The following is a 20223-nucleotide window of genomic DNA, read 5'->3' on the forward strand; positions in this document are numbered from 1 at the left end:
GCTCTTTCTATGCACCAGATATCTATATATACGTTTTGCATTGTAAAAAGTTTCATAAAAACATAAAAACAGCGGAAACCCACTGTTTTTAAGAATATTACATACATGTTACATTAATTTTACAATACCCAATTACATTATATTTCAAACATTACTTTTTATGCTCTTCCATACGAAGTCTTGTTGTTTCTTGTCGAATAAGCAGTAGGGCCATTTGATAATCTTTTATATCTAGTACATTCGCTTTATAGAGCTCACGTATTTCATCCTCCATCAGCATCAAATCGCCAATAGGATCACGTGTATAAATATAGGTACCATATGTTTTCAAGAGTTCATAAATATCTAGCATTTTATCCATTTTCGTTCGCTCCTCGTTGTGCAACACAGTCAATACGTTTTGTGGGCGTCACAATGATATCTACTGGGCAATCATGTGCTTCAGTAGGAACACAATCAATGATTTGCTCATCAAAGAGCAACGACATCAGCTTACCCTTATTATAGTTTAATACATAGCGGTCATAATAACCACCGCCATAGCCAATTCGATAACCGTATGGATCAAAAACAACGCCTGGTACAATAATGATATCCATCTCATTTGCGTCAACAAACTCACTTTTTGCTGGAATAGGCTCACGCAAATGCATATATACAGTTTCAAGCTGTGCAAATGAATCAATTGCATAAAATGACATTTCTCTTGTTTTCGGGTGACATTTAGGAACTGCGACCTTTTTCCCTAGTTTCCATAATTCCTCAATTAGAAGAATTGTGTCGACTTCTGGCTTATTTGAAATGGTCATGCCAATTGTATTTGCTTCTATTATATATGGTTCCTGTAGCACCTTTTTTAACACAGTTAATGATTGACGATAATAATCTTCATCTGTCAAGGTTGCAAGGTCTTGGCGTACCGTGTTTCGTAAAGTTGTTTTATCCATCTAGGCTACCTCCTATATCGTAAAACGTCATATCCTCCTGGAATTGTTACATTGAATGATTTGATAAAATGTAGAAAGCCAAAACCACTTGTGGTTTTGGCTTAATGAGCGATTACTTAGTTTCACGGTGAAGAGTGTATTTCTTCTCGCGAGAGCAATATTTTTTAAGTTCAAGACGCTCTGGATTGTTACGCTTGTTCTTTTTAGAAATGTAGTTACGTTCGCCGCAATCTGTGCAAGCTAAAGTAATATTTACGCGCATCATTAACCCTCCCACTCTATATCAAGAATTTAAATTTGAGCATGATTTATACGACTAACCTATTATAACATAAACTGAAAAAAAATCTACCTTCATTTCATATTAAGTTTGCATATGGTAAAATATCTTATAATTACATACTACATTGAGGTGAAACTAATGGATGTATCCATCGTATTAATGAGTATCGGCATTTTTCTAATCATTGTTTCGTTCTTTTTCAAAAATAGCGCGAAAAAAATCGAACAAGATGTCGAAGAATTATCTATCTCCATTTTCCAAGAAACGAATAATTTAAAGCGTCGCCTTAAGATTGTGGAGGAAGAACTTTTACTAGAGCCTGAGTTCCAAGTGAAATCAAAATCAAGTACCCCTCCAAAAGGTCAAGATCCTAAAGTGCACCAAGTCATGCAGGCCGTTCAACAGGCTGCACAGGCTTCAAAAGTTGGACAAACAACAGCACCCGCAAAACCGATTCATCAAATTATTATTAGTCAGGTACTTGAATTAAATAAACAGGGTCTTTCTGTAGCAGATATTAGTATTCGCTCAAATTTAAAAGAAGAGCAAGTTCGGCAAGTGATTGCAAACGGGGGGCGTTGATTGTTGAATAAGTCTGCCATTCGTGCATTTGGTATAGCCATTTTTCTTGTTGGGGCATTGCTCGCACTCGCAAACCGCTTCGATGTAAATATTGGTCTTCCTACCAAGGGATTTTCCAATCAACAACAGGTAGAAGAACTACAAAACAAATTAAGTAAGGCCAATCAAGAAATTGCCTCGTTAAAGGATCAATTAAAGCAAGTACATACGACTGAAAAAACTTCTACAACAGATGCATCTGAACAAGCTGATGAAGAAACAGCTACGGATGAAACAACGATGTCTCTGCAAATCTATAGTGGCATCACACCGTATAGTGTGGCACAAAAACTTGAAGACGGTGGTATTATTACCAATAGTGTTGAAATGGAGTTACTACTCGCTAACCCTAAATATGCTAGAAGCTTACAAATCGGCTCCTATGAGGTCAATTCTTCCATGACCTTAGAAGAAATAGCTAATTTAATTACAGGCAAGAAACAATAACTTAAAAAGCTGTCGCCCATTCATATGAGGCGACAGCTTTTTTATTAAGCTATACTTTCTAAAAAGGCTTGCATCATCATACTGCCTTCTTTTGTGCCAATTGATTCAGGATGAAACTGCAGCCCATAAAGAGGATATTCTTTATGTTGAATGGCCATAATCTCTCCGTCATCACCCGCTGTGGCGAGTATCTTAAAATCTTTGTGTAAAGTTTGTTCTTCAATAATAAGTGAATGATATCGCATAACCTCGATATCTCCATCTAATTGGGCAAATAAACCTGTTTGCTCGTATTGTAAGGGGGACAGCTTTCCATGCATAATGTTTTTGGCCTGCACAATATTTGCGCCAAAAGCCTGCCCTATCGATTGGTGCCCTAGACAAATACCTAAAATAGGGAATTTTTGATAGAGTTCCTTGATGACGTCTATCGTTATCCCTGCTTCATTTGGCGTTCCTGGCCCTGGTGATAAAATGATGGCTTCTGGCGATAGTTTTTGAATTTCTTCTATAGTAATGGCATCATTTCGTATGACCTTGACGCTTTTTCCAAGCATACTGATTTGTTGAAATAAATTATAGGTAAAAGAATCATAGTTATCTATTATTAGAATCATTTTTTTACCTCCAATAGGGCACGTGCCTTATTCAGTGTTTCTTGATATTCTGACAATGGAATCGAATCATAAACAATACCTGCTCCTGCCTGTACATGTGCCTTTTGGTCCTTAATGAGCATCGTGCGAATTGCGAGGGCCAAGTCCATATCACCAGTTGTCGAAATATAGCCTACTGCTCCCGCATATACCCCACGCTTTATTGGTTCTAATTCATTAATCAATTGCATGGCACGAATTTTTGGTGCCCCTGACACTGTACCAGCAGGTAAACAAGCACGAAGTACATCCAGAACATGAAGGTCATCTCGCAATTCAGCAACCACCTCAGAAACCATATGCATCACATATTTATAGCGCTCTATTTTCATGTATTTGGTTAGCTTGACGGAACCGACTTTTGCAATACGACCAAGATCATTGCGACCTAAATCCACTAACATACGGTGTTCAGCTATTTCCTTGCTATCCTCTAATAGCGCATTTGCGATTGCTTCATCCTGTTCTATTGTCGTGCCACGCGGCTTTGTACCCGCTATTGGGTTGGTTGTCACTTTTCGATTTTTTACCTTTACAAGACTCTCAGGAGATGTTCCTAAAATAACATAGTCTCCATAATCCATATAAAACATATAGGGTGACGGGTTAGACGTGCGCAATTGACGATAGAGCGAGAATGGCGAACCTGTAAACGGCGCAGAAAAACGTTGCGATAACACAATTTGGAAAATATCGCCTCTCAAAATATGCTGCTTAGCACGTTCCACTAAAGCAATAAATCGTTCCTTCGAAATCATTGGCTTAAACTGTAACTCATCCACCTTTAATGCCTCAAAGGTTGTACCTGCACAAAGCTGTTGCTCCATCGTTGTAATAGCAGCTTCCATCTCCTGTAATGAACGTCCATCCTGAAATAGATCAATCGAAGCGAGTGTAATTTCCTGTGTTAGATGATCAAAAACAATAAATGTATCATAGAAAAAAACATGAACATCAGGCATGGCTAAATCATCCTGTAAATAGTCACCTATTTGTTCTGTGTAAAATGCTGTTTCATAGCCAAAGAAACCTATAGCTCCTCCAAAGAAAGCAAAAGGGTAGCTTTCTTCATGAAAGGGTATTAGTTCTTTTAATCGATCAAGCACATTGCCCCTAGCCTTGTCATTTTCTACTCCTTTTGAAAACACGAATTCTTCATTGTTTCCTTTTAGTTCAGCCACTGGATTGATGGCGATAAAGGAATATCGCCCACTTTCCTCATGTTTCGCTGAGGATTCGAACAACATTTTATGCTGCCCTTTCAGTGATTGATACACAGAGATCGGGGTCATCATATCCCCCTGTAATACTTTCATAGCATACTTTCTAAGCTCAACTGTCATACTCTCTTCTCTCCTTCTCTAAGCTCTGCTCATCTACACCTCATCTATCTTTAGCAGCAGAAATCTGCTAAAGGCTTTCTCTTCATTCAGCTAAAATATATGCTGTCTAAAGAAAAAAATATAAAAAGGCCTTTCCATCACAAAAGGACGGAAAAGCCGTGGTGCCACCTTCATTGGTCTCCTGATAAGAAAACCCTCTTTAAGCCTTATAACGTAGGCATCCGCTAATCCGTACTGTTTTCAGGATTAGAGCTCCGAAGTCCATTCACTAAACATTTGTACTAGTTTTCACCAACCACTAGCTCTCTATAACAAATTGTACTAGTTACTACTCTTCATCAAAGCTGATTTCTTGGTAATATTGTAAAGCAAACTATCTTACAATTCAATTTATTTTTTATTTCGTAGACTTTCATCTTCAGGATGGCTAGCTAATGTAATCGATAGCTCCTCCATTATTTGACGAATGGCAAATAAAATATCCTGTCGTACTTCCAGCATAACAGCGGTATCATTTGTGGCAACAAAGAATCGAACAAGCACGCGATACGAATCATGATGAAACTCATCTATAAATACATGAATCATGTCTTTCTCTGTTTTAGCATGTAAATAGATTTCCTTATGAATGGCCGTTAAAGCGCTACGGATGTCTTCCTCATCATTATCAGCAGCGATATATAAAAACTGCTCACATTTCCGTTTTTCTCGTTTAGATAAATTATAAAGTGGACGATTCACTAAATAGGAGTTCGGCACATATACAAGTCCTTTGTCTCCTGTTTGAATTAACGTACTTCTTAAATTGATATCCTCAATCGTTCCTTCAATTTTTTGATCCTCTGTCGCTATCCAATCTCCTATTTGGAATGGATTATCTAAAGCTACGGACATGCCACCAAATACATGCGCTAGTGTATCGCGAATCCCAAAGGCAATCGCCACACCCGTTAAGCCGATTCCAGTTAAAAAACCATTCAGATTAAAATCCCAAAAGGAAGCAATCGTAAACATAGCAAAAATCATGATAAGTACTTTACCTATTCGTAGGAAAAACGGTAATAAAACATTCTGATCCTCTTCGCTCGTTAATTCAAATGGTTGTTTCGTATAAAAATTCAAAACATCATAAATCCCTTTAAAAGCAAGAAACACCATAATAGACAATACAAAATTCTTAGTTGATGTATGCGTAAATAAAGGAACTTTTATTAAATAAGATAAGCTGAGCACAATGACCGTCGTCATAAAGGCATAGCCAATTGCTTTACTAAATTGAGCCAGTACATTTGCTTGGAAATTGCGCTGACGATCTTTTAAAAATAGCACGATACGATGAATAATTTTTTTGATGATGAATCGTTGAATAAGCCACCCGACTAAACAAATAATGACGGCAATTAAGCCATCTAGCCAAGTTGGGACTGTAAATTTAGGTAATAGCCAATGTAATGAATCCATGTATTTCTCCTTTATAACTACCTATGTATCGCCAGCAAAAAGGAGCCGACCTTCAGGAATGGTGAGCCCCTTCTTGTTATTGTATGGCATCATCTGCAAAAAAAGCCTTACTAGCAAACCAAAATTGCTGTTTATTAAAATTATGTTCATGCATGGCAATCACTGAAAATTCAGCATGATATTTTTGCTTCATTTCCTTTAGCATCGTTTTGGCTTGCTTGCCAACGAGATGCTGACCATCAATAGGTGCTCCTTCTGTAAAAATAATGACATCTGCCTCTGTACCTAATTGATTTTCCTGTAGCAATGCTTTCACAAATTGTAAAACAGGTAAAATGGCCGCCTCTCCCCTTGCCTTATATTCGATAAAACTCTTAAAATCAGCTAAATTTAAATGCCCATTTTCAAAACGATAGTGGACATGAATTTGCCGATCATACGGTACAATGTATAAATCACGGCCTTCCCGATGCGCACTTATAAATAACGCTAAAATCATACTTTTACAAATCTCAGAATAAGCGGCCATTCCTGTCGTTTGTTCTAAACAAATAATCATCGGGCCAGGGTCTTGTTGATAATCATGAAAGGGTACATGGTAAACATTTCCGCTTTTCGTTGTCTGTTGCTTAAGCTTTTGACGTCTAAGCTCTGACCATTTTCGTTCATAATACTGGCGTTGCTCTTTGCCGTTTGCTAAGCGTTCTGCCTTCTCAATAGCAGGAATATTCTCTTGGATTTCATGCATGATATCCGTCAATTCCAGAGCAAATGCTGCCATATTTCGTAATGGCTCACTCTTGAAAAAATAATCGATAAAATAATGTTGTTCCCCTTCACTTAACTCCTCTATATGTAGGTTTTCATAGAGAAAACGTAAATAGTCAAGTTGTTCTATTGTCAACGGCTTGTCAAATTGCTTGATGAGGGATTCAATTGCATCTTTCATATAGCAGCACCTCCTAAGCACCACATTTTTTGGATAATGTCTATAGTATAACCAAAAATTTTTTTTGACAATACAAAAACGCTCGCTATAAAGACGCTACAGCCAAAAACAATGTTGCTGCTTCAGGAGATTTTTTTCGACAAATGAAAAAAAGAGCTAAAACGCAGCTCTTCTCTCTTAATTATTTAATTCATAATGTTTGCCCTTTACTAAGTAAAATAGATGTTCAGCAATATTTGTAGCATGATCAGCAGAACGTTCTAAATAGCGGCAAATAAATGTTAGGTGTGTAATCTGTGAAATATGGGAGGGGTTTTCTACCCCAGCACGAAGTAAAAGGGTGATCGTTGCCCCGTATAAATCGTCCACGTAATCATCTAACTCAGCAATCTCTTTAGCGCGTACCGTATCTTCCTCCGTAAAGGCCTTCATGATGCTCTCTAGCATTTCTACTGTTTTATTACACATAGTTTGGAGATTTGTTATTGGGAAAATCATTGGCTCCTTACCGATTCGAATTGCTTCTTTAGCTATATTAACCGCATAGTCCCCTACTCTTTCCATATCTGAAGCTGCCTTTACAAGAACCATGAGACGGCGTAAATCTGTTGCTACTGGCTGCTGCTTGGCAATCATTAGGATCACATGATCATTAATTTCTTCTTCAAGGCGATTAATGATTAAATCGTCTTCCAAAATTTTCAAAGCCTTTTCTAAATCCTGCTCTACCAATGCTTCAAAAGCTGTTTTTAATGCAAGGATACTGCTATTGGCAATTGCAAGAAATTGCCCCTGTACCTCTTTTAACTCTTGTTCAAAACGTTCACGTACGATCATTCATTGCTCCTCCTTAGCCGAAACGTCCCGAAATATAGTCTTCTGTACGTTGATCTGCTGGTGTTTGGAAAATAACATCCGTTTTATCGTATTCGACAACCTCTCCACTTAGGAAAAATGCTGTACGATCAGAAATACGTGCCGCTTGCTGCATATTATGTGTCACGATGACAATGGAATAGTCCTTTTTCAGTTCTTGGACCAACTCTTCCACTTTCAATGTAGAAATCGGGTCTAAGGCAGATGTTGGCTCATCCATTAAGATGACATCAGGCTCAATCGCTAAGCAACGTGCAATACAAATACGTTGTTGCTGACCACCTGATAATCCGTAGGCATTTTGATTCAAACGGTCTTTTACCTCGTCCCAAATGGCTGCCCCTCTTAATGATTTCTCCACAATTTCATCCAGAATTTTTTTATTTTTAATGCCATGAATTCTTGGTCCATAGGCAATGTTATCATAAATAGATTTTGGAAACGGGTTTGGCTTTTGGAATACCATTCCTACACGTGTTCTTAATTCCTCTACCGTATAGTTTTTATCTAAAATATTTCGCTCACGGTATAAAATTTCTCCTGATGTACGAACGATTGGTACAAGTTCAACCATGCGGTTTAATGTTTTTAGATACGTAGATTTCCCACAGCCAGATGGTCCAATAATAGCCGTTACTTCATTTTCATAGATGCTTAAATTAACATCTTTTAAACCATGATGGTCACCATACCATAAGTTTAAATTGCGTGTATCATAGACAATATTTTTCGCCACATCTGCTACAGACTTAGTCGTTGCCTGATTCCGTTTGACAATTGTTTTTTCCTCTTTAAAATCTAATACCATAAGGTCACCTCATTAATAACGTTTTTGGAATTTATTTCGGATATAGATGGCGATCGAATTCATTAATAACAGCACTGTCATAAGCACTAAAATACCTGCGGCTGCTACATACTGAAAGGCTTCTTGTGGTCGTTTTGCCCAATCATAAATTTGCATTGGTAATGCTGTAAATTGACTCAGTAAACCATTCGGTAAAAACTGCAGGATAACTGGAATTCCAATTACAACTAGTGGAGCTGTTTCTCCTATGGCACGAGACAAGGCTAAAATACTTCCTGTTAAAATACCTGGAATGGCAGCTGGCAATACAACACGCAAAATCGTTTGCCATTTCGTTGCTCCCATGCCATATGAAGCTTCACGTTGTTCGTTTGGCACTGCACGAATAGCCTCTTGAGCTGCTACAATGATAACCGGTAAAATTAACAAACTCATTGTAAAGCCAGCAGCTAAAATACTTTTTCCTAGTTCCATCATACGTACAAAAATAGTTAATCCAAGTAATCCAAAAACAATGGAAGGAACACCTGCTAGATTCGATATATTCATGCGAATAAAGTCATTGATTTTATTTTTCTTGGCATACTCCTCTAAATAAATCGCAGTACCAACTCCTAAAATAATCGATACTGGTGCTACAACTGCCATTAACCAAAGCGAACCGATTAAAGCAGCTTTGATACCTGCCTTATCCGCAAATCGTGATGCAAAATTCGTCAAGAAATCGATGTTTAAGTAATCAATTCCCTGTGTCACAATGCGGTACAGTAAAACAGCTAAAGTAACAAGTGCAAACGTTGTAGCTAAGAAAAATAGAGTTTTCCAAACTTTATTTGCTGTAATACGCTTTGTCATTCGTTTCATGACGACTGTGTCATCCATATAGCGCATGCTAGTAAACCTCCCTGAAGCGTTTCGAAATATAATGAGCAAGTAGATTCATTACTAGCGTAAAGATAAATAGTGTGAATCCTACTGAATAAATTGAGTAATAGATGGTTGTACCGTAACCCGCATCACCAGTTGAAACCTGTACAATGTATGCAGTCATTGTTTGAATAGAGTCTGTCACATTGAGGTCAAATTTCGGTGTTGAACCACCTGCAAGTGATACAATCATAGTTTCTCCTATTGCCCGGGAAATAGCTAACACAACTGAAGCGATAATCCCTGAAAGCGCAGCAGGTAATACTACTTTGATTGCTACTTCAAATTTCGTCGCACCTAGAGCTAAGGCTCCCTCACGCATACTATTTGGTACAGATGACATGGCATCTTCTGAAAGAGACGTAATCATTGGTAAAATCATAATCCCTACAACAATACCAGGACTTAATGCATTAAATAGTTTAAGTTCAGGTACAATTTCTTGTAAAACTGGTGTGACAAATGTTAAAGCGAAGAAGCCATAAACAATTGTTGGCACACCTGCTAATACCTCTAAAATAGGTTTCACTGTACGTCGTGTTTTCTCACTTGCATATTCACTTAAATAGATAGCTGAAGCAATTCCAAATGGTACAGCTACTACAACTGCAATAAGTGTCACTTTTAATGTACCAGCGATTAATGGCAGTATCCCAAATAACGGTTCGTTACCTGAAAACGGTAACCATTTAGTACCGAAAAGGAAATCCGTAATCGACACGCGTTTAAAGAATTCGAACGTTTCAAAAATAAGGGTGAAAACAATGCCAAATGTTGTTAATATCGAAATAATAGCTGCAGAAAATAATAGAGCTGGCATGGCTTTTTCCACTATTTTCTTTGTTTTTTGGTTGCGCGAATTTGCAATTAATTGCTGCACAGATGATGTCTTATCTTCCTTTTGAGAAACCATTGGGAGCTCCTTTCAAATAAGTGAGGGAAAGAGCATACATCTCTTTCCCTCTATGCATGTCTTCTTATTTTAAGCCTTCTAAAGTTTTTAAGCCTTCAGTATATTTTTCTTCAGGTAAACGAACATAGCCCACTGCTTCAGCCATATCGCCTGCGTTTTCAAGTGTAAATTTAATGAAGTCGTAAGCTGCTTCATTGTCCTTCATCGCACTATTTTTTACGTATGTGAATAATGGACGTGAAAGTGGTGTATATTCGCCACCTTCAATTGTTTCATTTGTTGGCTCTACGCCATTTACTTTGACAATGTTTAATTTATCTTTATTTTCAAGGTAGTAAGCATAACCGAAGAAGCCGATCGCATTTTTATCACCAGAAACACCTTGCACTAGCATATTATCATCCTCTGATAATGTTGCTGAGCTTACTAGATCTGCACCATCTAAAATTACTTCATCAAAGTAGTCGTATGTGCCTGAATCAGTACCTGGTGAATAGTAAACGATTTTTTCATCTGGCCAAGATGGATCAATATCAGACCATTTTTTCTCTGTTCCATCTTCAATCCAAATTTTTTGTAGTTGTTCGACCGTTAAATCCTTCGCCCAATCATTTTCTGGGTTCACGACTACTGATAAACCGTCATATGCTAAAGCTAGCTCTGTAAAATCAATGCCCGCTTCTTCTAATTTCGCTTTCTCTTCATCTTTTATATTACGAGATGCATTTGAAAAGTCTGTTTCACCTGCGATGAATTTTTCAAAACCACCACCAGTACCAGAAACCCCCACTGATACTTTGACATCTGGTTGTGTACCTGCATACTCTTCAACAACTGCCTCAATGATTGGTGCTACTGTTGATGAGCCGTCTCCAGCTACAGACCCTTGTAGCTTTTCATCAGCAGCTTCTTGTCCTGAGCTTGCTGGTGCGTTCGTTTCTGTATTGTTTCCGTTTTGTGCAGAATCGCTACCACATGCACCTAGCATTAATGCAGAACCCATTACCGCTGTCATCGTTAAGTACTTCCACTTTTTCATCTCATTTGCCTCCGTCATGAACTGTTTTATAGTTATTTGTCTTACAATCTTTACTATAATGACTGATTGTTGAAGTCGTATAAACGGTTCGTAAAAGAGATGTAAAGGAATGTAATGCTTTGTAAACGTTTGTAAAGATGAATTTACAATAGGGGAAACTTGCTTCCTATAGGAAAGGTGTTATAATAAGCAAATGTGTCAGGAAATATTTATTTTAATGATAAGGAGCGTTTGACCTTTGTCATGAAACATGCAAAAGTACAAAATGTCGATTATTTTAAAACATATTTATCATTAGTAATGGAACATCGGGACTACACACTTCAAGAGGCGATTGATTTTATGCTAGCTTCTTATTTCTATAACAATATAGAGCTTTATGGTGTAAAACCAAGAGAGCAATTTGAATTAGCCATTCAGCAATTATCCGCATAAAGGCACTAAATATCTGAAAGGGGCGTTTTGCTATCCAAACGCCCCTTTCCATTATTCATGTCTAGTCTTAAAAAAGTGAAAATAAAACGGATTTGGAAAATAATTTTTCCAAATCCGTTTTGTATTAGCGCATATCCAATACCCTTTATTCCTGCTCATTCTCTCCAATTTTTTCTTCCGTAATCGCTGGTAAAATTGGCTGTTTTACATTACTATCTGTGACTTTTTCAGCTTGATATTTAGCTTTTAATTCAAAATACTTATCTAAAGAACGTCTAGCAATGACATTATTTTGATAGTAGTGTGGCGCTAAATTTGTATTAACCCATGGGATCACAACTGCATAGGCAATTTCAGGATTTTCATATGGGGCAAAGCCAACATGCGTTAAATTAATCGTATTTATGCCGTAGTGCTCACGTAATGGACCATAATACACTACCTCTGCAGTCCCTGTTTTCCCTGCTGCTGTATATGGAGCATCAGCAAATTGTGCTCGTGCTGTACCATGTGAACCAGTATATACACGACGTAGCCCTTGCTTTACATAATCGATCTCTTCTTTAGGATTATCAATTTGATTCAAAATAGTTGGACCTACTTCAGTTACTAATTGTCCTAATTGCTTTCCATCCTGTGATGGGTCACGAACCTCTTTCACTACATGTGGCTGAATACGATAGCCACCATTGGCAACTGTCGAAATATATTGCGCAAGTTGAAGCGGTGTATACGTATCATACTGACCAATAGCCAAGTCGAGTGTTTTACCACCCATTGTAGGACCTGATGGACCACTCACTCCACTAAATTCATTTGGTAAATCAATGCCTGTTTTCACACCTAAACCAAATTGCGCATAATTATTACGCATTTTTGAGAACGTATCGTCCTTTAAGCGTAATGGCATACCATAACTATAAGGGGTTCCATTAAGCAGCAACGCAATTTTAAACATATAGGAGTTGGAAGAACGTTCTAATGCCAACAAGTCATTCATCGGAATATATCCAGCCCTGTTAAAAATAGACGTTTTCGGATCCGTGCTAGCTAATTTAATCGGCTCGTCTCCCATTGAAGTACCCATCGAAATAACGCCCTGATTGTAGCCAGTGAGAACTGTTGCTGCTTTAACAGATGAACCTGCCTCATAAGCCGTTGTAAACGATCCATATGCATAGTCAACGACTTCATTTTGCCCTGTCTCGGGATTCTTTTCTATTTTCTTACCTACCATCGATAAAATGTCGCCTGTATTTGGATCCATCATAATTAGGAAGGCACGGTCTAATAGATAGGAACCTGGAAGAGCTTTTAATTTAAGCAGTTCTTCTTCTACAATCTTATCCGTTTCAGCCTGCAGTTCACTATCCAAGGAAAGGATTAAGTCTTTACCTGGCTCCCCTTCATAAGTTGTGACTGTATCGACTACCTGACCTTTTTTATTGGTAATATTTTTGACGACTGTTTTTTGACCTTGTAGTAATTCTTCATATTGTGCTTCAATGTAACTTTCTCCCACACGGTCATTACGTGAGTAGTCACGTGCTAAATAGTAATTGAGCTTCTCTTTCGGTATCCCTTTTGTTGGGACCGTTGTACGTCCAAGAATAGATAAAGATGATAATTTGACACGTTTCCAGTCTGTTGTTGTATTAACACCTGGTAGTTCAGTTAAACGCTCCGATACACGAGCAAATTCATCTGCTGATACATTCTCACTTTTAATGATTTGAGGGGATAGATTATAGCCAGACACCATTTCACGATAAATCGCTAATACTTCTAAATCTGCCTCTGTTAATTGTAAAAGTTCTTCGTTTGTGATACGTTCGCGTACCAGTTTATCAATCTCTGCATTAATTTGGCTGGTTGTAATATTTTCTTGTGCATTAATCTTTGTTTTTTCTGCCTCTGTGACTTTTTCATAGGCTGCATCGTGATTTTGTAGTATCCAGAAATCCTGTTTATCACGCAATGTGACACGCTTTGTTGGCTGTTCAATCAATTGTGCCAGCTTTTTCGCGATATCAAGCATCTCCTCTGTTGTGGTCGTTTGCATTTTCGTATACGTTATGGCATTTTCTGGGTGATTATCCACTAAAATACGACCATAACGATCATACATGCGTCCCCTTGGTACACTTGTATTCACAGGTACCTCTTCTTTACGCTCTAAATCACGTACATAATCTTCCCCTTTGACGATTTGCATATAGCCAAGTCTAAAAATTAACATTGAAAATACGATAAATATTGCAAAGAAAAGGATATTCATACGAAATGTTAAGTTAGAATGATGTTTTGCTTTAACACTCGCCGCGCGATTTTTTCCTGGTGCTTTGCGCATATGTATTCCCCTCCTCATCTTCTGATCATTTCAATACACGATACCTAGTATACCATTCGAAGGTATGACAGAAAAGCACGCACTTTCGATTTCTTATGTAAAACATCATTTATTTGACGGTACTTTATGGAGAAAGGTTGCCCTATTCCACGCTCTCCTAATATTTCGGCTTCATTATCCTGATATTTTCAGATTCTATCCCTTAATTTGCAGTTTAATCCAACAAAAAAGGCTATGCCCCGTGATTGCTCACTTTAGGCACAGCCAATTATTCTATTCGTTATTATTTTGCAGCTTGGAATTTAGCTTCTACTACATCCCAGTTTACTACGTTCCAGAAAGCACCGATGTAATCTGGACGACGGTTTTGGTAGTTTAGGTAGTATGCATGTTCCCATACATCTAAGCCTAAAACTGGAGTTTTCCCTTCCATTACTGGAGAGTCTTGGTTTGGAGTAGACGTAACAGCAACTGAGTCACCATCAACGATTAACCAAGCCCAACCTGAACCAAAGCGAGTTGTAGCAGCTTTAGCAAATTCTTCTTTGAAAGCATCAAAAGAACCGAATTTAGCATCGATTGCTTTTGCTACTTCACCAACTGGTGTATTTGAACCGCCTGGAGCGATTACTTCCCAGAATAATGTATGGTTAGCATGTCCGCCACCGTTGTTGCGTACAGCAGTTTGTTTGTCAGCTGGAAGAGCATCTAGGTTTGCGATTAAGTCGTTAATGTCTTTATCTGCAAATTCAGTACCTTCTACTGCTGCGTTTAAGTTTGTTACATAAGTATTGTGGTGTTTAGAATGGTGAATTTCCATTGTTTTTGCATCGATATGTGGTTCTAATGCGTCATAAGCGTAAGTTAATTGTGGTAATTCGTAAGCCATTGTTAAGTTCCTCCCTAAAATAAGAAATAATTAGTACATCCTTAGATTATCAAAATTGGTCAAACCATTCAACGAAAAATACTTCAATTTGAAGATTTCAGCCTTTTGACCGAAATACCGATATGTTTACTATCTTACCCTTTACTCACACACACTAAACCTTAAAAGTGAGGCATTAGATGGCGATAAAAAATACAATAATCATAACAATTTGAATAACAGCCTTGACAACAGTAGATGTCAAAAAGCCAATTAAAGAACCGACACCACTTTTCACTGCCTCACTAAATGTACGTTTCTCAACGATTAGTTCCGCAATCACAGCCCCTAAAAATGGTCCAATTAAAATCCCTGCCACAGGGATCACAAATGGACCAATTAATAACCCGATGGTGCTCCCCCACATGCCAGCATTGGAACCACCAAACTTTTTGATACCAAACGCATTTGCCACAGTATCCGCCCCAAATAACAACACGACAAATAGTATTTCAATGACCCAAAACCACCAGCTTAGCTCTGCGAATGAGAAAAATAAGCCATAGAGCAAAAATCCACCGACTAAAAACAGTACTCCGGGAATAATTGGATACACTAAACCAATAAATGAAATAATAAAGCAGGCAATCACTAAGATCCAGCCAACAACTTCCATAAAGATTCTCTCCTTTTAACGTGCATTGCCTTTCATACGAAATAACAAAGTGAAAAGTTTCATTAATGACGAATGCCTAAAATAGAATCTGCAATATTTACTGCATGGTCTCCTATACGCTCTAAGTTGCTAACGATATCCATATAAACAATTCCTGCAGCCCCACTACACTCATTTGTGTTTAATCGGGCAATATGCTTTTGACGTAGTTTATCTTCCATATCATCAATCAGGCTTTCTAGCTCTGTTACTTCTTGAGCTAAGCTCAGGCTAGCGGTATCTAATGCTTCTATACTTTTGCGTACTGCCTCTATGGCTAAACTAAACATACCTATTAAGTCCTGTCGCGCTGATTTACTTAAGCTTACCTCGTGGTGATCCTTGTACTGTAAAAGCTCTAAAATATTTTCAAAGTGATCCCCAATTCGTTCAAAATCCCTTACATTTGTCAATAAAGTATGATGTCTTACTGAGTCTGCACGGGAAAGAGGCTGCTTAGACACCATTACTAAATAATCAGTAATTTCATTGTCTAGATGATTAAGCCCGACTTCTAGCTGTAGCACCGTTGGAATATGCTCTACCTCTCCAGATTTCATATATAGAAACGTTTCTTCCAACCCACGCAATGCATGTTCACCCATTCGCAATACCTCTTCTTTAGCTTGACCCAGCGCAATAGCAGGTGAGGAATCAATGAATGATGGATCTAAATGCTTAGTTGTTACATCGATATTGCCATCATGTCCCGGCAGTAGCTTTGTAACTAATGCTGCGAGTCCAGCGATAAATGGTAGTTGGATCATCATATTAAAGACATTGAATGAGCCATGAGCAATGGCAATCTGCATGCGAGGCTCTAAATGAAATACGCCACTGATCCACTGTACATATTGCATAAACGGTGTGAACAATAACATGAAAATAATCGTCCCAATCACATTAAATAATACATGAGCCGCTGCTGCACGCTTAGCGTAAATAGAAGCACCAAGAGAAGCTAAAACAGCTGTAATGGTCGTGCCAATATTTTCCCCAAACAATATCGGTAAGGCACTATTTAAACCAATTAATTGTTCTGCATATAAACCTTGCAATACCCCCACCGTTGCGGTAGAGCTTTGCACCAGTAAGGTGAAAATGGTTCCTAAAAATATGCCTACTATCGGTTGATTACTTAAATGAAGCGTTAACGATGCAAAATCTGCAAGCTGATGTAACGCCTGCATACTAGCACTCATCAACTCTAGCCCTAAAAATAAACCGCCAAAGCCAAATAGAATCTGACCAATATGTTGATACGTTGCTTTCTTTAAGAAAAATAAACAGGCAGCCCCAATTGCCAATAAAGGGTAAAAATAGAGTCCAATATTAATACCAATAATAAATGCTGTAATCGTTGTACCAATATTCGCCCCCATAATGACGCCGATTGCTTGACGCAATGTTAAAAAACCAGCACTCACTAACCCTACAGTGATGACTGTTGTGGCAGAACTTGATTGTATGCAAATCGTTACAAATATACCAACTAGGACACCCATAATAGGGTTTGTGGTAAAGCGATTTAACCATTCACGTAACCGATCATCCGCTGATTTTTGAAGCCCATCCCCCATGAATTTAATGGAAAATAAAAAGACCCCTAGCCCGCCTAAAAACTGAAAGAGAATGCTTTGCCAATCTATTGTCAATTGTTTTCGCTCCAATTCCTACATCTCTACTATCCTCGTTCTAATCATTAAATGATTCCAAACAAAAAGTAAAGAAATCCTTTAACTTCTTTACATAATGTTAACATTTTAACATCAAGACCCTCCTCATTTATACTTCTTTCATATCTTGTCCTCTTTGAACATGTTAAAATATCGATTGGAGGAGATATAGCATGAAACACTCACAGCTTTTTATTGATAGTCTTATACATCCTAAAAAACTAGCAGCCTATCGTTTATTACCTATTGGAAAGGTTATTCAATATACTTTTCTACTGATTACCATTGTGTCTGTATTCTCTTTAGGTCGTTTTGCAGCAGGTATGTCCGTTGATACATTCGATATGGACAGTTTAACTGGTTTAACAGATTACATAGAGGGCATTAAATGGCTCTTATATCCATTCACCTTCCTAATGCTTTTCGTCGTGACAACAATGCTTATTTTTGCACAAATTGCCCTTTATGCTTTAGCAGGTTTATTTATCTTGAAAGCGATGAAGCGTCGAGGTGAGTATCGCCATATCTGGAGAACAACTACCTTTGCGATCACTTGGGCTACGTTACTTTCGATGTTAACAGACTATCTGCCCGTTAGTAGTACTGTTATCACTGTACTATCTTTATTTTTAACCATTTCTCTATTAATTGTGGCCTTTACAAAATATCCAAAACAACCAAATATAAAATAATGTGCATGAATCCCCTCTCTTCTCAATATAGTGTAGAAAAGGAGGGGATTTTTTGCGAGCATTCATCTTGACAACTATCATCATCGTAATTGCCTTTGTCGTCAAAGTAGATTTAACAGAAGGGTCCATCCCACTTGCGGCTTTATCCACAAAGAGCTCAGAAAATGGACTTTGTGAACAACAGCGTGAGCCAAATTATATTACCGTACAAACGATTGAAGGAGATACCATTCATAGTTTATTTGCTCTACACCCTGCTAAAGTTCCCATGACCTTTCCAGAACGCTTACAACTTTTTTACAACTTAAACCCACACTTACAATTACAAGCACTAGTTCCAGGTGAAAATATCAAGCTTCCTCTCTCATTTGAGCTCGAAAACAAATGCGGAAAATGAAAAGTTAGCGTTTCTTCCTTGTCCTTATTTTCTTACACTGCTAAAATAAATGACAGTGACGGCTGAAAATAGTGGCCCGAAAAGGAGAGAAAGTTAATGAGTGAAATTTGTCACCGTTCAAATACACGTCCTGTGCGTGTCGGTAACTTAACAATTGGTGGTAGTAATGAATTATTCATTCAAAGTATGTGTACAACCAAAACACATGATGTAGAAGCAACAGTTGCAGAAATTCTTCGTCTTGAGGAAGCGGGCTGTCAAGTTGTTCGTGTTGCTGTCCCAGATGAACGTGCAGCAGACGCGATTGCCGAAATCAAAAAACGTATTCATATTCCATTAGTAGCTGATATTCATTTTGATTATAGATTAGCATTAAAAGCCATTGAAAATGGTATTGATAAAGTACGTATTAATCCAGGTAATATTGGTCGTAAAGAAAAAGTGGAAGCTGTTGTTAATGCAGCCAAGGCAAAAGGTATACCCATTCGTATTGGTGTAAATGCCGGTTCATTAGAGCGTCATATTTTAGAAAAATATGGCTATCCTACAGCTGATGGTATGGTAGAATCTGCTCTACACCATATTAAAATTTTGGAAGACTTGGACTTCCACGATATTATCGTATCAATGAAAGCATCTGACGTTAATCTTGCCATTGAAGCCTATGAAAAGGCGTCTAAGGCCTTTAATTATCCGCTACATTTAGGGATTACAGAATCTGGGACGTTATTTGCTGGTACTGTAAAATCAGCAGCAGGTCTTGGAGCCATCCTATCAAAAGGTATTGGAAATACATTACGTATCTCCCTTTCTGCTGACCCTGTGGAAGAGGTTAAAGTAGCACGAGAACTATTAAAATCCTTTGGTCTCGCTTCTAATATGGCAACACTGATTTCTTGCCCAACATGTGGACGCATTGAAATTGATTTAATTTCTATCGCAAATGAAGTAGAAGAATATATTTCAAAATTAAATGTACCGTTAAAAGTAGCTGTTCTAGGCTGTGCGGTAAACGGTCCTGGAGAAGCGCGTGAGGCAGATATCGGTATTGCTGGTGCCCGTGGTGAAGGCTTGTTATTCATGAAGGGGAAAACAGTCCGTAAAGTGCCAGAAGAAACAATGGTGGAAGAACTGAAGAAAGAAATTGATAAATTAGCAGCAGAAATGGAAGAAAAACGCGCAGCGGAAGAAGCTCAAAAAGCAAATGCCTAAGGAGGTGCTAGCATGAAAAAGCCCCGCTTTGGTATTGATATTGATGGGACTGTGACATGTCCAAGTACACTCATTCCACATATTAATAAACAGTACAATGTAAATATTACGCTGGATGATGTTTGTGAATATGATTTTTTATCTGCCTTCCCACACCCTATTGACCGAAGTGCCTTTAATACTTGGTTTAAGGAAAATGAACCTTACATGTATGAAGTCTCTGAAGTGGCAAAAGATGCAAAAAATATTCTAAGCGCTTGGAAAAATAACTTTGAGCTGTATTATATTTCTGCACGAGGTGAAAATGTAGCAGACATCACGGTCAATTGGTTTAAATCGCAAGCTATACCTTACGACCATATCGAGCTTCTCGGCAGCCATGATAAACTAGCCGCAGCAAAAAAACATAATGTAGAAGCTTTCTTTGAGGATAAACATGATAATGCGGTGATGCTGGCAGAGGAGTTAAAAATACCTGTTGTGTTATTTGATACACCTTATAATCGGCTTGCCGTTCCTAATAATGTTGTAAGGGTTTATAACTGGCAAGAAGCGAATCAATTTATTTCACACTTTTTCAAATAAGTATAAGAGCTGTAAGCAAGGTT

At 38.0% G+C, this 20223-nt stretch carries 23 protein-coding genes and 1 other annotated feature; of the genes, 7 read left to right on the forward strand and 16 right to left on the reverse strand.

Annotation, left to right across the window (positions count from 1 at the left end; genetic code table 11):
- Positions 1-151: 151 nt before the first annotated feature.
- The 3 genes from LCP48_RS15240 to rpmG form a co-directional block, all read right to left on the reverse strand.
- Positions 152-361, reverse strand: a complete 210-nt coding sequence (locus LCP48_RS15240; protein ID WP_004231021.1) for a YqgQ family protein — start codon at positions 359-361, stop codon at positions 152-154.
- On the reverse strand, positions 354-947 hold the full coding sequence (locus LCP48_RS15245; protein WP_004231015.1) for a 5-formyltetrahydrofolate cyclo-ligase: 594 nt from the start codon (positions 945-947) through the stop codon (positions 354-356). The genes LCP48_RS15240 and LCP48_RS15245 overlap by 8 nt, the downstream gene beginning before the upstream one ends.
- Before the next feature lie 112 nt (positions 948-1059).
- Positions 1060-1209 carry a 50S ribosomal protein L33 gene (gene rpmG / locus LCP48_RS15250; protein ID WP_008408521.1) on the reverse strand — a complete coding sequence of 50 codons (150 nt, stop codon included), beginning with the start codon at positions 1207-1209 and terminating at the stop codon, positions 1060-1062.
- A 159-nt stretch (positions 1210-1368) separates the two neighbouring features.
- Here rpmG and LCP48_RS15255 point away from each other — a divergent pair, with 159 nt between their 5' ends.
- Together LCP48_RS15255 and LCP48_RS15260 are read left to right on the forward strand one after the other, a co-directional pair.
- Positions 1369-1812 (forward strand): hypothetical protein, encoded by a 444-nt coding sequence (locus LCP48_RS15255; RefSeq protein WP_004231013.1) that lies wholly within the window; start codon positions 1369-1371, stop codon positions 1810-1812.
- On the forward strand, positions 1813-2298 hold the full coding sequence (locus LCP48_RS15260; RefSeq protein ID WP_225340355.1) for a hypothetical protein: 486 nt from the start codon (positions 1813-1815) through the stop codon (positions 2296-2298).
- A 44-nt stretch (positions 2299-2342) separates the two neighbouring features.
- On the opposite strand, the gene LCP48_RS15265 is transcribed toward LCP48_RS15260, so the two are convergent.
- From LCP48_RS15265 to LCP48_RS15305, 9 genes are all read right to left on the reverse strand, one after another.
- Positions 2343-2915 carry an anthranilate synthase component II gene (locus LCP48_RS15265; RefSeq protein ID WP_004231011.1) on the reverse strand — a complete coding sequence of 191 codons (573 nt, stop codon included), beginning with the start codon at positions 2913-2915 and terminating at the stop codon, positions 2343-2345.
- Complete coding sequence (gene trpE / locus LCP48_RS15270; protein WP_004231010.1) at positions 2912-4297, reverse strand: anthranilate synthase component I; 1386 nt, start codon at positions 4295-4297, stop codon at positions 2912-2914. Before trpE ends, LCP48_RS15265 begins: the two co-directional genes overlap by 4 nt.
- Positions 4298-4437: 140 nt before the next feature.
- Positions 4438-4648 (reverse strand) — a binding site (T-box leader).
- 39 nt (positions 4649-4687) lie between these two features.
- The gene (locus LCP48_RS15275) at positions 4688-5758 is read right to left on the reverse strand and encodes a mechanosensitive ion channel family protein (RefSeq protein WP_004231009.1); all 1071 of its coding nucleotides are present in this window, start codon (positions 5756-5758) and stop codon (positions 4688-4690) included.
- Positions 5759-5834: 76 nt separating this feature from the next.
- Positions 5835-6707, reverse strand: a complete 873-nt coding sequence (locus tag LCP48_RS15280; RefSeq protein WP_225340356.1) for a vWA domain-containing protein — start codon at positions 6705-6707, stop codon at positions 5835-5837.
- A 177-nt stretch (positions 6708-6884) separates the two neighbouring features.
- Positions 6885-7544: a phosphate signaling complex protein PhoU gene (phoU, locus tag LCP48_RS15285; protein WP_004231007.1), complete on the reverse strand. Its 660-nt coding sequence runs from the start codon at positions 7542-7544 to the stop codon at positions 6885-6887.
- A 13-nt stretch (positions 7545-7557) separates the two neighbouring features.
- Entirely contained in the window at positions 7558-8391 is an 834-nt protein-coding gene (gene pstB / locus LCP48_RS15290; RefSeq protein WP_004231006.1) for a phosphate ABC transporter ATP-binding protein PstB, read from the reverse strand.
- 12 nt (positions 8392-8403) lie between these two features.
- Positions 8404-9282 carry a phosphate ABC transporter permease PstA gene (gene pstA, locus LCP48_RS15295; RefSeq protein ID WP_004231005.1) on the reverse strand — a complete coding sequence of 293 codons (879 nt, stop codon included), beginning with the start codon at positions 9280-9282 and terminating at the stop codon, positions 8404-8406.
- Position 9283: 1 nt separating this feature from the next.
- Entirely contained in the window at positions 9284-10231 is a 948-nt protein-coding gene (gene pstC, locus LCP48_RS15300; protein WP_225340357.1) for a phosphate ABC transporter permease subunit PstC, read from the reverse strand.
- A gap of 64 nt (positions 10232-10295) precedes the next feature.
- The gene (locus LCP48_RS15305; protein ID WP_225340358.1) at positions 10296-11270 is read right to left on the reverse strand and encodes a PstS family phosphate ABC transporter substrate-binding protein; all 975 of its coding nucleotides are present in this window, start codon (positions 11268-11270) and stop codon (positions 10296-10298) included.
- Positions 11271-11513: 243 nt separating this feature from the next.
- On the opposite strand from LCP48_RS15305, the gene LCP48_RS15310 reads away from it, so the two are divergent.
- Positions 11514-11705: a hypothetical protein gene (locus tag LCP48_RS15310; protein WP_009370174.1), complete on the forward strand. Its 192-nt coding sequence runs from the start codon at positions 11514-11516 to the stop codon at positions 11703-11705.
- A gap of 145 nt (positions 11706-11850) precedes the next feature.
- Here the strand turns inward: LCP48_RS15310 and LCP48_RS15315 are convergent, their stop codons facing one another.
- The 4 genes from LCP48_RS15315 to LCP48_RS15330 form a co-directional block, all read right to left on the reverse strand.
- Positions 11851-14055: a peptidoglycan D,D-transpeptidase FtsI family protein gene (locus LCP48_RS15315; RefSeq protein WP_202341218.1), complete on the reverse strand. Its 2205-nt coding sequence runs from the start codon at positions 14053-14055 to the stop codon at positions 11851-11853.
- Positions 14056-14338: 283 nt separating this feature from the next.
- Complete coding sequence (locus LCP48_RS15320) at positions 14339-14944, reverse strand: superoxide dismutase (protein ID WP_004231000.1); 606 nt, start codon at positions 14942-14944, stop codon at positions 14339-14341.
- A 175-nt stretch (positions 14945-15119) separates the two neighbouring features.
- Positions 15120-15599 (reverse strand): DUF456 domain-containing protein, encoded by a 480-nt coding sequence (locus tag LCP48_RS15325; RefSeq protein ID WP_004230999.1) that lies wholly within the window; start codon positions 15597-15599, stop codon positions 15120-15122.
- A gap of 62 nt (positions 15600-15661) precedes the next feature.
- Entirely contained in the window at positions 15662-17293 is a 1632-nt protein-coding gene (locus LCP48_RS15330) for a Na/Pi cotransporter family protein (protein ID WP_004230998.1), read from the reverse strand.
- A gap of 194 nt (positions 17294-17487) precedes the next feature.
- Here LCP48_RS15330 and LCP48_RS15335 point away from each other — a divergent pair, with 194 nt between their 5' ends.
- From LCP48_RS15335 to LCP48_RS15350, 4 genes are all read left to right on the forward strand, one after another.
- Positions 17488-18006 carry a DUF1189 family protein gene (locus tag LCP48_RS15335; protein WP_004230997.1) on the forward strand — a complete coding sequence of 173 codons (519 nt, stop codon included), beginning with the start codon at positions 17488-17490 and terminating at the stop codon, positions 18004-18006.
- A gap of 52 nt (positions 18007-18058) precedes the next feature.
- Entirely contained in the window at positions 18059-18403 is a 345-nt protein-coding gene (locus LCP48_RS15340; RefSeq protein ID WP_004230996.1) for a hypothetical protein, read from the forward strand.
- A 96-nt stretch (positions 18404-18499) separates the two neighbouring features.
- Positions 18500-19615: a flavodoxin-dependent (E)-4-hydroxy-3-methylbut-2-enyl-diphosphate synthase gene (gene ispG / locus LCP48_RS15345; RefSeq protein WP_004230987.1), complete on the forward strand. Its 1116-nt coding sequence runs from the start codon at positions 18500-18502 to the stop codon at positions 19613-19615.
- Positions 19616-19627: 12 nt separating this feature from the next.
- Positions 19628-20200, forward strand: coding sequence for a 5' nucleotidase, NT5C type (locus LCP48_RS15350; protein WP_004230984.1), 573 nt, complete (start codon positions 19628-19630; stop codon positions 20198-20200).
- Positions 20201-20223 lie beyond the last annotated feature (23 nt).

The sequence above is a fragment of the Lysinibacillus capsici genome (assembly GCF_020217405.1).
GTDB classification, from domain to species: Bacteria; Bacillota; Bacilli; order Bacillales_A; family Planococcaceae; genus Lysinibacillus; species Lysinibacillus capsici.

Coding starts and splice junctions, on each gene's coding strand:
- pstB (WP_004231006.1), bottom strand. CDS start 8,391: ATGGTATTAGATTTTAAAGAGGAAAAAACAATTGTCAAACGGAATCAG.
- LCP48_RS15245 (WP_004231015.1), bottom strand. CDS start 947: ATGGATAAAACAACTTTACGAAACACGGTACGCCAAGACCTTGCAACC.
- LCP48_RS15240 (WP_004231021.1), bottom strand. CDS start 361: ATGGATAAAATGCTAGATATTTATGAACTCTTGAAAACATATGGTACC.
- ispG (WP_004230987.1), top strand. CDS start 18,500: ATGAGTGAAATTTGTCACCGTTCAAATACACGTCCTGTGCGTGTCGGT.
- pstA (WP_004231005.1), bottom strand. CDS start 9,282: ATGCGCTATATGGATGACACAGTCGTCATGAAACGAATGACAAAGCGT.
- LCP48_RS15335 (WP_004230997.1), top strand. CDS start 17,488: ATGAAACACTCACAGCTTTTTATTGATAGTCTTATACATCCTAAAAAA.
- LCP48_RS15265 (WP_004231011.1), bottom strand. CDS start 2,915: ATGATTCTAATAATAGATAACTATGATTCTTTTACCTATAATTTATTT.
- LCP48_RS15280 (WP_225340356.1), bottom strand. CDS start 6,707: ATGAAAGATGCAATTGAATCCCTCATCAAGCAATTTGACAAGCCGTTG.
- LCP48_RS15315 (WP_202341218.1), bottom strand. CDS start 14,055: ATGCGCAAAGCACCAGGAAAAAATCGCGCGGCGAGTGTTAAAGCAAAA.
- LCP48_RS15275 (WP_004231009.1), bottom strand. CDS start 5,758: ATGGATTCATTACATTGGCTATTACCTAAATTTACAGTCCCAACTTGG.
- LCP48_RS15325 (WP_004230999.1), bottom strand. CDS start 15,599: ATGGAAGTTGTTGGCTGGATCTTAGTGATTGCCTGCTTTATTATTTCA.
- rpmG (WP_008408521.1), bottom strand. CDS start 1,209: ATGCGCGTAAATATTACTTTAGCTTGCACAGATTGCGGCGAACGTAAC.
- LCP48_RS15310 (WP_009370174.1), top strand. CDS start 11,514: ATGAAACATGCAAAAGTACAAAATGTCGATTATTTTAAAACATATTTA.
- pstC (WP_225340357.1), bottom strand. CDS start 10,231: ATGGTTTCTCAAAAGGAAGATAAGACATCATCTGTGCAGCAATTAATT.
- LCP48_RS15320 (WP_004231000.1), bottom strand. CDS start 14,944: ATGGCTTACGAATTACCACAATTAACTTACGCTTATGACGCATTAGAA.
- trpE (WP_004231010.1), bottom strand. CDS start 4,297: ATGACAGTTGAGCTTAGAAAGTATGCTATGAAAGTATTACAGGGGGAT.
- LCP48_RS15255 (WP_004231013.1), top strand. CDS start 1,369: ATGGATGTATCCATCGTATTAATGAGTATCGGCATTTTTCTAATCATT.
- LCP48_RS15350 (WP_004230984.1), top strand. CDS start 19,628: ATGAAAAAGCCCCGCTTTGGTATTGATATTGATGGGACTGTGACATGT.
- LCP48_RS15305 (WP_225340358.1), bottom strand. CDS start 11,270: ATGAAAAAGTGGAAGTACTTAACGATGACAGCGGTAATGGGTTCTGCA.
- phoU (WP_004231007.1), bottom strand. CDS start 7,544: ATGATCGTACGTGAACGTTTTGAACAAGAGTTAAAAGAGGTACAGGGG.